Here is a 14,100-nt window from a genome sequence, read left to right on the forward strand (position 1 = left end):
AGCCTTAGGCGATCGCACTGTTGCTCGACTCCACTCCCGCCGTTTTCGCGTCGTTTTTCACCCCCACGGTTGCGAATCCTGGCGCAAGGAACGATCTTCGGCGGGAGGAAAACGCAGCTGGCGATCCCCGCCCCAACCCATTTCATGAACCCGACGCGCACTCTCGCCGCGCTGGCCCTGTGCCTGGGCCTGGGCGCCTGCGAGCGCAAGCCCGTGGTTGAAACCGAGCCCGTCGCGCTTACCCCGCCCTCGTTCCAGTACCCCGAGGACCTGTGGGACGCGGGGGTGGAAGGCAAGACGGTGCTGCGCATTCTGATTACCGAACAGGGAAGCGTGGACAGCGCGCGGGTGGAAACGCCCAGCGGCTACGCGGCCTTCGACAGCGCGGCGCTGGCGGGGACCAGCGCGCTGCGCTTTGATCCGGCAAAGCGGGACGGCACCCCCGTACGCAAGTGGGTGCTGCTCCCCGTTGAATTCGACATCGCCCCGGCCGACTCGGCGAAGCCCGCGGCGGCGGCGGACGAGTCCACGCTGAAGACGACCACCCCGGCCGCATCGGCAAAGCCCGAGGCCGCGCAGGAGACCCTGACCCAATGACGCAGTCCGCGCTCGACATCGCCTTTTCGCGCCCCCGCCACGAGCGCCCGTACGACAACGTGCTGGGCACCATCGGCTGGACGCCGCTCATCCGCCTGAACCGCGTGAACGCGGGGATCCGCACCCCCATCTACGCCAAGGCCGAGTACTTCAACCCCGGCGCCAGCGTAAAGGACCGCATCGGCCCCGCCATCATCGAGGCGGCCGAGGCGGAGGGCACGCTCAAGCCGGGCGGCACGGTGGTGGAAGGCACCTCCGGCAACACGGGGCTGGGGCTGGCCCTGGCCGCGGCCATCAAGGGGTACCGCTGCATCTTCACCATCCCCGACAAGATGAGCCAGGAGAAGGTGCGCCTGCTCAAGGCGTTCGGGGCGGAGGTCATCGTCACCCCCAGCGCGGTGGCGCCCGACCATCCCGACAACTACGTGATGCGGGCCAAGCAGATTGCCCACGACACGCCCAACGCCATCCTGGCCAACCAGTTCTACAACCAGGCCAACCCGCTGGCCCACTACCGGACGACCGGTCCTGAGGTGTGGGAGCAGACGGAGGGGCGCATCACCCACTTTGTTTCCGCGGCGGGGACGGGCGGGACGATCACGGGCGTGGGCCGCTACCTCAAGGAGCGCAAGCCCGGCGTGCGCATCATCGGCGGCGACCCGCAGGGCTCCATCCTGGCGGAGTACTCGCGGACGGGGGTAAAGCCGGAGTCCGCGCCGTACAAGGTGGAAGGGATTGGCCAGGACAAGATCCCCGGGACGCTGGACATGTCGGTCGTCGACGAGTGGCGCACGGTGGACGACCGCACGTCCATGGGGATGGCGCGCCGGCTGACGCGCGAAGAGGGGCTGTTCGTGGGCGGATCCACGGGCCTCATCGCCCACGTGGCACTGGAGATCGCCCGCGAGGTGGACGATCCGGACGCCTGCATCGTCTTCGTCCTTTGCGACACGGGCGAGCGCTACCTGTCGAAGGTGTTCAGCGACGAGTGGATGCAGGAGAACCAGCTGCTGGACCCGGCGCGCATCTCCGCCGGCGACGCATTGTCGGGCAAGGAGCAGGGTGCGCCCAAGGAGCTGGTTTCCGTGGCGCCCGAGACGCCCGTGCGCCAGGCGCTGGGGCTGATCACCACCCACAACGTAAGCCAGCTGCCGGTGATCGTGGAGGGCGACTGCGTGGGCCACCTGTCGGAAAGTGCCCTGATGGCGCGGGTGATCGAGGACACGAAGGTGCTTGACCAGTCCGTCCAGCACGTGATGGAGCCGCCGCTGCCCGTGGTGGACGCGCACGTGGACATGCCGGGCCTCACGCGCCTGCTTTCGCGCCAGAACCCGGCGGTGCTGGTGCGCCGCGGCGGCCGCCTGGCGGGCATCATCACCCGCTACGACGCGCTGCGCTACATCACCGACGGCCGCTGATCCGGGGCGGAGGGTACGAAAGTACGGGAGTACGAGAGTACGAGAGTACGAGAGTACGAGAGTACGGGACGAAGGGAGTCCACATCCGGCGGCGAGGCAAGCCGTCGGATCGGGGAACCGGGCTCTGGCGCGCGCGCCGGGGCCCGGTTGGCGTTCAGCCGCGGAAACGGCAGACGGCCGAGGATGTGGCAGGGGGCCATCCGCGTTTTTTGGAGGAGGGCTGTATCCCTCCGGAGACGCCGCGGAGCGAGAGGATCGCGCCACCTGATGCGCGTCTTTGGGGATGCGGAAAGGACTTGCCGCTTCGGCGGGTTCGAGGCAGGCCCCCTCCGGGCGAGCACCACTCGCCCACCTCCCCCGAAACTGCCGGGGGAGGTTGGGGTGGGGCAGAGGTCGAGGTGCCGCGGATGGGTCGTGCGAGATGGTGGGTCCCACCCTCCTCCCGGCCTTCCCACAGGTGGCCTGGGGTGACAGAGAAGGCGATTGCGCCTCCGGTTGTGCTGCGTTCGTGACATCTTTCCGGCGCTGCGTCGAGGTTCGGCGAGGAGCGCAGACGGCTGATACGGGGCGCCGGAGCAGGCCGGGCCAACGCTGCGGGTCGCGCCACGGCTGGCGACTTGGAGTATTCCCGCCGCGGCCAGGCGTTTTCGAGCGCTCGTTCGAATGAGTGACTCCGTTGACGCTTGGTTCGAAGTTGTTACATTGATGCCTGTCTCGTGCAACCCGGGCGTGCTACCGTTACGCACCCGGACGAGGCTGTCCGGAGCGGCAAACCTCCAACTCCCCCGAGGAAACTTGATGATTCGACGTTCGCACGCGGCGGCTGCGCTGCTGTGGGCGCTCCTTGCGTTGCTGGGCTGGACGGCCCCGGCGGCGGCGCAGGGCGTGACCACATCGGCAGTCACTGGCCGGGTCAGCAACGAGCAGGGCGAGCCCATTGAAGGGGCGGCCGTGGTCGTGACCAACACGCGCACCGGGGCGGAGTACCGCGCCGTCACGCGCGGCGACGGGCGCTTCCTGCTGCAGGGCTTGCAGCCCGGCGGCCCCTATCGCGTGCAGGTTTCGCGCGTGGGCCTGGCGACGCAGTCGCGCGCCGGCCTGCAGCTGGCGCTGAGCCAGACGGAGTCGGTGGACTTTACCCTCGCCCCGCAGGCGGTCCTGCTCGAGGCGATCGCCGTAACCGCCGAGGACGAGGGCGCGGTCATCTCGCCCGGGCGCACCGGCGCGGCCATGGTCATCAGCGACTCGTCCATCAGCCGCCTGCCCACCATCAGCCGCGACTTCACCGACTTCGTGCGCCTGGTGCCGCAGATCAGCACCCAGGGCAGCGGAACCAGCGGCGGCGGGCGCAACTTCCGCTTCAACAGCATCCAGATCGACGGCGCGGCCAACAACGACCTGTTCGGCCTTGCCTCCAGCGGCACCCCGGGCGGCCAGGCCGGCGCCAAGGCCATCACCCTGGAGGCCATCCAGGAGTACCAGGTGGTTCTGGCCCCGTTCGACGTGCGCCAGGGCGGCTTTACCGGCGCCGGCATCAACGTGGTGACGCGCTCGGGCAGCAACGACTGGGAGGGCTCGTTCGCCTTCTTTGGCCGCAACGAGAACCTGGTGGGCAACTACGAGTTCCAGCAGGCCGGCAACACGGTGCGCTCCACCGACATCGCCGACTTCACGCAGAACGAGCTGGCCTTTTCGCTGGGCGGCCCGATCGTGCGTGACCGGGCGTTCTTCTTCCTGGCGGGCGAGATCTCGCGCCGCGAGGCGCCGGGCGGCGTGTTCATCGGCAGCGACCTGCTGCCCACCGGCGGCGCCACCATCAACGGCGCCCGCGTGGACTCGGCCCGCAACATCCTGCAGACGGTGTACGGGTACGACGCCGGCGGCCTGGGCGAGGTGCCCCTGCAGCGCCAGAGCGACAACCTGTTCGCCCGCCTGGACTTCAACCTGGGCACCAACAACCGCCTGACGGTGCGCCACAACTACGTGGACGCCTGGGACGACAACTTCTCGCGCAGCGACGCGGCGTTCCCGCTTTCGTTTGGTGGCTACCAGTTCAACAGCACCACCAACGCCACGGTGGCGCAGCTGAACACCACCCTGGGCAACCAGGTGTTCAACGAGCTGCGGGTGGGGTACACCACCATCCGCGACAGCCGCGACGTCGATTCGGACCCGTTCCCGCGGCTGGAGATCGACCTTCCCTCGGGTTCGTGCGCCGGCGCCTCGTGCCGCATCCTGGCGGGCGCTGAAAACTCGTCGGTGGCCAACGCGCTGGACCAGGACGTGCTCGAGATCACCAACGACCTGAGCCTGTCGCGCGGCATCCACAGCATCACGCTGGGAACCACGAACCAGTTCTTCGACTTCAGCAACCTGTTCGCGCAGAACATCTACGGTCTGTACCGGTTCACCAACCTGCAGACGCTGGCGGCGGGCACGCCCAGCCAGTACTCGTATACGTTCTTCAACGACACGGTGCCGGGCGCCAAGGAGCGCGCGGAGTTCGCGGTGCAGGCCCTGTCGTTCTACCTGCAGGACCGCATGTCGCTCAGCTCGCGCTTTACGCTTACGCCGGGCCTGCGCTTTGACCTGACGCGCTTCCCCGACAACCCGGGCCGCAACCCGACGTTCGAGTCGGCGTTCCAGACGGCGTACACGACCGCCAACCTGGGCACCTTCTCGCGCCGCACGGACGAGATCCCGGAGAGCAACCTGCAGGTGAACCCGCGCATCGGGTTCAACTGGGACGTGACCGGCAACCAGACCACGCAGGTGCGCGGCGGCGTGGGCCTGTTCTCGGGCCGCACCCCGTACGTGTGGATCAGCAACGCCTTTGGCAACACGGGCCTGGACTACACGCGCTTCCAGTGCTTCGGTAACACGGCGACGGCCACCAACCGTCCGCCGCCGTTCGTGGCCGATCCCAACAACCAGCCGCGCTACTGCGTGAACGCCGCGGGCGTGCCGCAGCCGGCGGCCGCGCTGAGCAACGAGATCAACACGGTCGACCCCGACTTCAAGATGCCGCAGGTGCTGCGGTTCTCGGCGGCCGTCGACCACCAGCTTCCGTACGGCCTGGTGGGCACGCTGGAGGGCCTGTACACGCAGGCGCGCAACGACCCGACCTACCGTGACCTGGCGCTGACGCCGGTGACCACCGGTACGACGATGATCGAGGGGCGGCAGGTGTTCACGCGCCTGAACGCGCCGGGCTTCGGCAACGTGTACGACGTGTACAACACGGACGAGAACTTCAGCTACAGCCTTACGGCGCAGCTGCAGCGCCCGTTCCTGAACGGCTGGGAGGGCATGATTGCCTACACCTACAGCCGGTCGGAAGACGTGAACAGCCTTACGTCCAGCACGGCGCGGAGCAACTTCCGCTTCAACCCGATCGACCAGAACCCCAACGACGCGCAGCGGCGCATCAGCAACAACGACATCCCGCACCGCATCGTGGGCAGCTTTACCCGCCAGTTCAAGTTCGACGTGCTGCGCGGGGCGGCCACCGACATCTCGCTCATCTACGTGGGCCAGAGCGGGCAGCCGTACAGCTACACCTACAACGGCGACGTGAACGGCGACACGCAGGACGGCAACGACCTGATCTACGTGCCGGCCACGCAGTCCGAGGCGCGGTTCGAGGCGGCGAGCGCCAACAACCCGTTCACGCCCGAGGCCTCGTGGGCCAACCTCAACGCCTTCATCGAGTCGGTGGAGTGCCTGCGTGAGGCCCGCGGTGAGGTGATCGAGCGCAACGCCTGCCGCACGCCGTGGAACAACCGCTTCGACGTGCGCCTGGCGCAGACGCTGCCCACCTTTGGCGGGCAGGGCGCGCAGTTCACCATCGACGTGCTGAACTTCGCCAACCTGCTCAACCGCGAGTGGGGCCGCAGCGAGTTCGTGGCGAACCAGGCCGACCAGGCGCTCCGTCGCTCGGGCTCGTCGGTGGACAACGGCCGCGTGCTGCTGGGTGGCTTTGGCCCGCGCACCAGCCCGTTCACGGTGGGCGACCTGGGCTCGCGCTACCAGATTGCCGCCGGCATCCGCTACACGTTCTAAGCGGATACGGCTGGACGGTTCGGAAAAAAGCGCCCCCGCTTTGGCGGGGGCGCTTTTTCGTGGTTTCAGCAGGCTGATGATTCGATGTTCGGCATCGCCGGACCGGGCTTCGTCTGGGGCGATTGAAATCGCGGCTGGAAAGACACGAAGTCCGCCTGCGCGGACTCGGCGGTCCGACCGTGTGCGGCGTCCCAGGCACCTGCGCGTCCGCTGCCGGGGATGTTCTCGCATTGACCTTCCACTCCCTGCGCTTCCTCTGGCCTCGTCCGCGCGCGGTCGATAGACTTGCGCGCATGAAGAGCGTGGACGTGGTGGTGATTGGGGGAGGGCAGGCGGGGCTGGCCGTGGGCTACTACCTGCGGCGGACAGGGCTGTCGTGGGCGATCCTGGACGCGCAGCAGGGGCCCGGCGGCGCGTGGACCCGCGCGTGGGACAGCCTGCGCCTGTTCTCGCCCGCGCGCTTCAGCTCGCTTCCCGGCTGGCTGATGCCCGGCGGCGGCACGGACGAGTATCCCCCGCGCGACGCCGCGGTGGACTACCTGGCGCAGTACGAGGCGCGCTACGCCATCTCCGTCCAGCGCCCCGTGCACGTCCACGCCGTGCGCCGCGGAGCCGACGGGTTTGTGCTGGACACCGACGGCGGCGAGTGGCGCGCGGCGGCGGTCGTCAGCGCGACGGGCAGCTGGGCGCGGCCGTATGTTCCGGACGTCGACGGGCGGGAGGCGTTCGGCGGCATTCAGCTGCACTCGGCGGAGTACCGCGCGCCGGACGCGTTGGCGGGGAAGCGGGTGCTGGTGGTGGGTGGGGGCAACTCCGGCGCGCAGATCCTGGCGGAGCTTTCCCTGGTGGCGCAGACCACGTGGGTTACGCTGGCGGAGCCGACGTTTCTTCCCGACCACGTGGACGGCCGCTACCTGTTTGACCAGGCGACGGAGCTGTACCGGGCCAGGAAGGAGGGTCGCCCGCCGCCGCCGGTGGCTGACCTGGGCGACGTCGTGATGGTGCCGCCAGTGCGCGAGGCACGTGACCGCGGCGTGCTACGCGCCGTGCGACCGTTCGTGCGGATGACGGCGCGCGGCGTGGTGTGGACGGACGGGACGGAAGAGGCGGTGGACGCGGTGGTGTGGTGCACCGGCTTTCGCCCGGCGCTGGACCACCTGGGGCCGCTGGGCGTGGTGGAGGCGGATGGGCGCGTGCGGGTGGAGGGGACGCGCTCCGTCCGCGAGCCCATGCTGTGGCTGGTGGGCTACGGCAACTGGACGGGATTCGCCTCGGCGACGCTCATCGGCGTGGGGCGCGGCGCGCGCGCCACGGTGGACCAGATCGCCGCGTCGCTGCGGCCGGCGGAACCGAGCGGAGGGGTAGGGGAGGGATGAAGAAGCCGAGGCCGACGAAGGAGGAGCTTCTCGCGGCGGGCGGCCGCACGCTGCCGGACGTAATTGCGCCGGGGCTGCGGGTGCTGTTCTGCGGGATCAACCCCGGGCTGTACACGGCGGCGGTGGGGCACCACTTCGCGCGGCCGGGGAACCGCTTCTGGAAGGCGCTGCACGAGGGCGGATTTACCCCGCGCCTGCTGGACCCGTCCGAGGAGCAGCTGCTGCTGGAGTACGGGTGCGGCATCACCAACGTGGCCGACCGCCCCAGCACCGCGGCGGACGAGCTTCCGCGCGCGGAACTGATCGAAGGCGGGCGGAATCTGGAGGACAAGGTGCGGCGCTTCCATCCGCGCTGGCTCGCCGTCCTGGGCCTGGGCGCCTACCGCACCGCCTTCGCGCACCCCAAGGCAGTCATCGGCCCGCAGGAGGAATCGCTCGGTGGCGCGCGCGTCTGGGTGCTGCCGAACCCGTCCGGCCTTAACGCGAACTACAAGCCCGCCGACTTTGGCCGCCTGTTCGGTGAGTTGCGGCGGGCCGCGTGGGAAGACCCTCACCCGCTTGCGTAGGCTCGCACCCTCCCCCGCGAGCGGGAGAGGGAAAGCGCCACAAAAGCCTGCGTTGCGATTCTGCGGTTGAAGTCCCGTTCCGCGACGCGCAAGCGGCGCCGAACGGGGCTTATCGCTTTCTCAGCAGCGGGTTTACCCGCTCATCCTCATCCTGGTCCGCTCACGGAGCCGGCACAGGCAGGTACGGCGCCAGCACGGCGTCGACGTCGGCGCGAACGGACTCGGCGGCGGTGCCCTCGCGCAGCATCGCCCAGACGAAGAGCGAGCCGCTCAGCGCCGCCTGCAGCGCGCGCGTCAGCACGTCCACGTCCGTCTGCGCCGACAGCTCGCCCGCGGCGACGGCGTCCACCAGCAGGCGGCGCAGCTCCTGGCGCGTGTCCGCGGCCTGCACGCGCATGTGCTGGTGGTAGTCCGGGTCGGTGAGGTCGATCTGCAGGTAGGCCAGGTGATGCGCCAGCGCCTGCGGGGTCTCGCCCATCTGCGCCATGCACTCCGCGTACGCCCGCAGCGCGGCAAGGGGAGAGGGATGCGAGGCGCGGATCCGCGCGAAGAAGGTCGGCGCGCTGGTGGCGAACTCCGCCATCAGCGCCAGCATCAGCCCCCGCCGCGACCCAAAGCGCTGCACCAGCGCCCCCGCCGTCACCCCCGCCTCCGCGGCGATGCGCCCCAGCGTGACCTGCGCCGGCCCCACCTGCTGCATCACGCGCTGCGCAGCCGCAAAAACCTCCTGGTCGCTCGCCTTTCGGGGTCGCGGGCTCATCCGTCTTGACAGTTACTAAAGATGATTTAGAATAGTTACTGCATCTTGTTTAGTTTAACTCGCCGGCGGCGGCGGCGCTACGTTTTCGTCGATCGTGGACGGTGATCAGGAGGGGGAGCGATGAAGCCACTTACGGGAAAGGTCGCGGTGGTCGCGGGCGCCACACGGGGGGCCGGGCGGGGGATCGCGCGCATGCTGGGCGAGGCGGGCGCCACCGTCTACTGCACGGGGCGCGGGGCCGCCGGCACCCCCTCCGGCGGGAGGCACGCCGGGCGTTCGGAGACGGTGGAGGAGACTGCGGAGATGGTGTCGGCCGCCGGCGGCACGGGCATCGCCGTGCGCGTGGACCACGCGGTGGAGGCGGAGGTGCAGGCGCTGTACGCCCGCATCCGGGCGGAGCAGGGGCGGCTGGACGTGCAGGTGAACGTGCTCGGCAGCCCGCACGTGCAGGGCTTTACCCCGTTCTGGGAGACAGACCTGTCGAAGGACCTTCCCGGACTGCAGTCGTACGTGTGGCCGCACATCATCACCTGTCGGCACGCGATTCCGCTGATGATGGAAGCAAAGAGCGGGTTGATCGTCACCGTGCAGGAAAGCCATGCGCTGGGCTACGGCGGATCCATCTTCTACGACCTGGGCCCCGCCACGCTCAAGCGGCTGATGTACGACCTGGCGGAAGAGCTGGCGCCGCACGGCGTGGCGGCCGTGGCCATCGCGCCCGGCTTCATGCGGACGGAGGAGGTGCTGGCGACGCTGGGGGCGACGGAGGAAAGCTGGCGCGAAGTCGCGGCGACGAAAAAGGAGGCGCAGGATTGGGGATTCGCGGGCTCGGAGACACCGTGCTTCGTGGGCCGCGCCATCGCCGCGCTGGCGGCGGATCCGGAGGTGATGCGCAAGTCGGGCGCGATCCTCAGCTCGTGGTCGCTCTCGGAGGAGTACGGCTTTACCGACGTCAACGGCGAGCGCCCGCACTGGGGCCGCTACTTCGCCGAGAACTTTCCGCAGTACGCCAACCCCGCGACCAGGACGGGGCGACGGTGGGAGCTGGTGGAGGTGGGGGCGGCCAGCGGGGGAGGGGAAACCACGGAAGAGACGGAGCTGGCGTAAGGGTCCTCCCTGAGTTCGTTCGCCGCCTGCCGCCCGCAAACCGGGAGAGGGAGGGATTTCGTCCGCTTCGGCAGGCATCGGACTGCGCCTCGCGGTGCCCCTCCCCCGGCCCCTCCCCGTTCGTTCCTCACGGAGAGGGGAGAAGTCGATCCCGTTTCCGATGGCGCGTCGCACCTCCGTCCCCCACAACCAATCTCCTCCAAGGGTTCTTGGGGGGAGGTGGGCCGGTGGTGCCGGCCCGGAGGCGGCGCCGCGGATCGCGCTTCACCATCCCTCACCCGTTCACCCGCTCACCCGTTCACCGAAACGTCCCCGGGCTCACGCCGTACGTCAGGTGGTACTTGCCGGCGTCGTCGTCCGGGCCCCAGAAGCCCAGCTGCTCGGACCACAGGATGCTCTGCAGCCGCTTGCCGTTGAGCGTAAGGAAGCCCGCCGCGCGCGTGGTCACCACGCCCATCTTGCGCAGGTCCGCCAACCCGCTGAAGACGGTGCTCGCGCGCTCGGCGACGATGCGCTTGGCGGCGCCGGGACCGATGCCGGGGACGCGCAGCAGCGTCTCGTAGGCGGCGGTCTTTACCTCGACGGGAAAGTACTCGGGGTGCGCCAGGGCCCACGTGGTCTTGGGATCGTTCTGCAGCGGCAGGTTGCCCTTCGTGTCGAACACCACCTCGTCCGCGCCAAAGCCGTACTGGCGCAGCAGATAGTCCGCCTGGTACAGCCGCTGCTCGCGAAGGACCGGCGTCTCCGGCGCGTTCTCCATCGGCGTTTCGCGGATGGGGCGGAACGCGCTGAAGTGGGCGTGGTGAATGCCGCCCGCGGAGTACAGCTCGTTCACCTTGCCGATGAGCGTGCGGTCCGTATCGGGCGTGGCGCCCACGACAAACTGCATCGTCATCCCCGACGCGCCGCCGGGACGCAGCGGGTCCACCGGCCGCCCGTCGCGCCGCTCCGCCTGCGCGTGGCGCACCAGCTTTTGCGCTGTATGAAGGCTGGTAAGCGCCGTCTCCAGGTTCTTCTCCGGGGCGATCTGCGTAAGGCTCTGGCCGCAGGGCGCCTCCAGGTTCAGCGAGACGCGGCTGGCCAGCGCGGTAAGCCGCTCGATCTGCGCGGGCTGGCCGCCGGGCACCATCTTTACGTGCACGTAGCCGCGAAATCCCTCACGATTGCGCAGCAACTCCAGCACGGTGATCAGGTCGTCCATCACCTTGACCGGCTTGCCGGGGATGCCGGTGGTGATGAACAGCCCGCTGCACCAGCCGCGGCGATGCGCCTCAAGGAAGATGCGCACCAGTTCCTCGGGCTTGAGCAGCGTGCGCGGCATGTCGCGGTCGCGCCGCATGGGGCAGTAGTGGCAGTTGAAGCTGCACGCGTTGGTCATCAGAATGCGCAGCAGCGACATCTGCCCCTTTCCCGGCACCCGCAGGTCGCGGATGTTCAGCGGCCGAAGCGCGCCGACATCTTTCGTATGCCGCAGCCGCGGAGGCAGCGCGCGGTCCTTGCCGCCCGCCCCGTCGTGGTCGTCGCCCGCCAGGGAGATCAGCAGGTCGAGCTTCTGGTCCAGCGTCATCGTGTCCACGGCGTCCTCCGGATGCTTCGGCATTTGTTCGTATCCGAATAAAAGCCGAAATGACTCTGAACGCAAGTGCGCCGTGTACGCAGTGTCGCCGGAGCCGTCGATGCGGATGCCGATTCGCCTTTGGATCGTGGGATGATACGAATCCGGGAATACACCTGTCATTCTTGGGGAGCGCCCTCGTCAGGCCTCTCGGGAAGGCCACGAAATCAGTGGCGCGACCGAAGAATCTCCCTCCCCTCGCGCGGAACCCCTTTCCGGCAACGCCCGTGAACCCGGTCGTTACGGAAAGAACCGCACGTTTCAGCATGGAGATTCTTCGGTCGGCGCCATGCTCCTGCGCGAACGGAGAGTGTTTCGCGGCGCCTCCCTCAGCCTCAGAATGACAGTTTTGTCAGATCTGGATAAAAAGCCGCCGCACCACCTACCTGTCGTTTCGAATGACAATTCGAACGCGAGGCATTCTCCGGGATCAGCCCGGCACGTCCGTCGCGGAAAAAGAACCGCCGGCACGTCGTCGTGCCGGCGGTTCTTTCGTTCGGGTGGCGTCACACCCTCACACCCTCACACCCTCACACCCTCAGCGGATGACCTGCTCCTCCTGCTGCTCTTCTTCGGCGGTGTTGCGGCGGTCGCGCGGGGGGCGGCCAAAGCTGTACGAAAAGCTGAGCACCGCCGAGCGCGCGCTCCACCGGCTGCGGCCGATCTGAATGTGCGTGGGGTCGCGCGTTTCGAACGACGAGCGGTACAGGTTGAACGGGTCCGTCACCATCAGGTTCACCGTCGCGCGGTCCTGCAGGAACGTCTGCCGCACCCCCACGTGCGTCATCAGCGAGCTGCTGATGCGGCCCTGCGGCACGTCGCGCGCCGGGGTGTAGTAGCCCATGGCCTGCAGCGCCAGCTTTTCCGTGATCCGCGCGCTCAGGTTGCCGCGCGCGCTCCACCGCATGGCATCACCCGAGTACTCCGTGGACAGGTTGCTGGCGTTGCGGATCTCCCGCGACCCGCTGACGCTCACGTTGCCGCTCACGCCGCCGATCGGCCGGATGGAGCCCGTGAGCGAGGTGCCGTACGATTCCACCGACGCCAGGTTCTCCCACGTCACCGTCGACACGCCCTGCGCGTCCACCGTCTTGATCTGGGTCCAGTCGTCCGTCGTCTTTCGATAGTACGGAGAAAAGCGCAGGGTGCCGAACGTGCTGGTCACGCTGGTTTCCAGGCTGAGCGAGCTGGTGTACTGCGGGTCGATGTCGGGGTTGCCCACGTACCGGTTGAGCGGGTCGTTGGAGCGGTCGACGGGGTTCAGGATCCCCGGCTGCGGACGGCGCACGCGGCGCGAGTACGACAGCCGCACGTCGCGGCCGCCGCCCAGGTCCCAGCGCAGGTTGGCGCTGGGGAACAGGCTGAAGTAGCTGTTCTCGAAGTCCTCGTCCGTCTCAGGCACGGTCAGGCGCGTGTCGGCCTGCTCCGCCCGCAGCCCCGCCTGCACGTTCAGCTTGCCGAACGTCCGCGACGCGGTGCCGTACAGCGAATGGAAGGTCTCGCGATAGCCGAAGCCGGTCAGGGTGCTGAAGCCCGGCACCGCCTGGTCGCCGTTCGCGAACACCTCCAGCACGCGGTCCTCGTCCGTGTCCTGCAGGCGCGCCTGGTAGCCGATCTCCAGGCTGCCGCCGGCGCCCCAGGGACGCACGTAGTCCGCGCGCAGCTGCGCCTCGCGCTCGCCCTCGTCGTTGTCGTCCAGCGTCAGCTGGCTGGGGAGCGCGGAGGGATCGCCGTCCAGCTCCAGCGTGCGGCGGATGATGCGGCTGAAGTTGTCGCCGTTGGCCGTTTCCAGCTCCACGTCCACCGACAGCTCGTGGTCGCTCCCGCCGCCCGCACCCGGGCTGCCTCCACCTCCGCCCCATCCGCCGGGGCCACCGCCGCCCATCCGCCCGCCGCCGCCCGGCCCGCCGGGTCCACCCGGTCCGCCGGGGCGCCCGCCGCCCGGATTGCCGCCGCCCTCGCCGCCCTGGCGCTGCGCCTGCTCGCGCCGCTCGCTCTCCGTGGGGGCAAAGCTGTGGCGAAAGCCGGCGGAAAGCTCCGACGACCAGCGGGTGTTGCGGTTGGTCGACGACCGGTCGTACAACTCCGTGGCGATCTGCGCCGCGTCCATCTCCGTGTAGGTGGTGATGCCGTCCGCGTTCCACCCGTTGCGGAACAGGCCCACTTCGGCGCGCAGGGTGGTGCGCTCCGTAAGCGCGAACTCCGAGGTCAGGTCAACGTTGCCCGACAACCCCTCGCGATCGTTTACCGCGTCCTGCTGCAGCAGCGTAACCGGCGTGGTGAGCAGGTTCTGGCGCAGGTCGTAGCTGGTGGTGGTGCGGTCCGAGCGGCGCAGAAATCCGCCGCCGAACAGCGTAAGCCGCCCGCGCTGGTACGTAAGCCGCCCGCCGGAGCCTACTTCGCCGCGGCTGGACGTGTTGGCGAACACGCTGCCGCTCAGCCCCAGGTCCACGTTCTTCTTGAGGACGATGTTGACGATGCCGCCCGCCCCCTCGGCCTCGAAGCGCGCGGAGGGGTTGGGGATCACCTCCACCCGGTCGATGCGGTCGGCGGGGAACTGCTGAAGGAACAGCTCCAGCGACTCGCCCTGCATGGGCGC

General features: G+C 69.0%; 9 protein-coding genes. 6 read left to right on the top strand and 3 right to left on the bottom strand.

Annotated elements, in window-relative coordinates; translation table 11 throughout:
- Positions 1-144: 144 nt before the first annotated feature.
- From ACOJUJ_RS14120 to mug, 5 genes are all read left to right on the top strand, one after another.
- Entirely contained in the window at positions 145-597 is a 453-nt protein-coding gene (locus tag ACOJUJ_RS14120) for an energy transducer TonB (RefSeq protein WP_420127533.1), read from the top strand.
- Positions 594-2,015, top strand: a complete 1,422-nt coding sequence (locus ACOJUJ_RS14125; protein WP_420127534.1) for a pyridoxal-phosphate dependent enzyme — start codon at positions 594-596, stop codon at positions 2,013-2,015. Before ACOJUJ_RS14120 ends, ACOJUJ_RS14125 begins: the two co-directional genes overlap by 4 nt.
- 798 nt (positions 2,016-2,813) lie before the next feature.
- Positions 2,814-6,077, top strand: coding sequence for a carboxypeptidase regulatory-like domain-containing protein (locus ACOJUJ_RS14130; RefSeq protein ID WP_420127535.1), 3,264 nt, complete (start codon positions 2,814-2,816; stop codon positions 6,075-6,077).
- A gap of 293 nt (positions 6,078-6,370) precedes the next feature.
- Positions 6,371-7,453 carry an ArsO family NAD(P)H-dependent flavin-containing monooxygenase gene (locus ACOJUJ_RS14135; RefSeq protein ID WP_420127536.1) on the top strand — a complete coding sequence of 361 codons (1,083 nt, stop codon included), beginning with the start codon at positions 6,371-6,373 and terminating at the stop codon, positions 7,451-7,453.
- Positions 7,450-8,019 carry a G/U mismatch-specific DNA glycosylase gene (gene mug / locus ACOJUJ_RS14140; RefSeq protein WP_420127537.1) on the top strand — a complete coding sequence of 190 codons (570 nt, stop codon included), beginning with the start codon at positions 7,450-7,452 and terminating at the stop codon, positions 8,017-8,019. Before ACOJUJ_RS14135 ends, mug begins: the two co-directional genes overlap by 4 nt.
- Positions 8,020-8,179: 160 nt before the next feature.
- Here the strand turns inward: mug and ACOJUJ_RS14145 are convergent, their stop codons facing one another.
- On the bottom strand, positions 8,180-8,779 hold the full coding sequence (locus ACOJUJ_RS14145; protein ID WP_420127538.1) for a TetR/AcrR family transcriptional regulator: 600 nt from the start codon (positions 8,777-8,779) through the stop codon (positions 8,180-8,182).
- Between the two features lie 120 nt (positions 8,780-8,899).
- Between ACOJUJ_RS14145 and ACOJUJ_RS14150 the strand changes: the two genes are divergently transcribed.
- Positions 8,900-9,886 (top strand): SDR family NAD(P)-dependent oxidoreductase, encoded by a 987-nt coding sequence (locus ACOJUJ_RS14150; protein WP_420127539.1) that lies wholly within the window; start codon positions 8,900-8,902, stop codon positions 9,884-9,886.
- 298 nt (positions 9,887-10,184) lie between these two features.
- Here ACOJUJ_RS14150 and ACOJUJ_RS14155 read toward each other — a convergent pair whose 3' ends face one another.
- Positions 10,185-11,486 (bottom strand): radical SAM protein, encoded by a 1,302-nt coding sequence (locus ACOJUJ_RS14155; RefSeq protein ID WP_420127540.1) that lies wholly within the window; start codon positions 11,484-11,486, stop codon positions 10,185-10,187.
- 553 nt (positions 11,487-12,039) lie between these two features.
- Positions 12,040-14,100, bottom strand: a 2,061-nt coding sequence (locus ACOJUJ_RS14160; RefSeq protein ID WP_420127541.1) for a TonB-dependent receptor domain-containing protein, incomplete at its 5' end; no start/stop codon positions are given.

This window comes from Longimicrobium sp. (assembly GCF_048594345.1).
Lineage (GTDB): Bacteria > Gemmatimonadota > Gemmatimonadetes > Longimicrobiales > Longimicrobiaceae > Longimicrobium.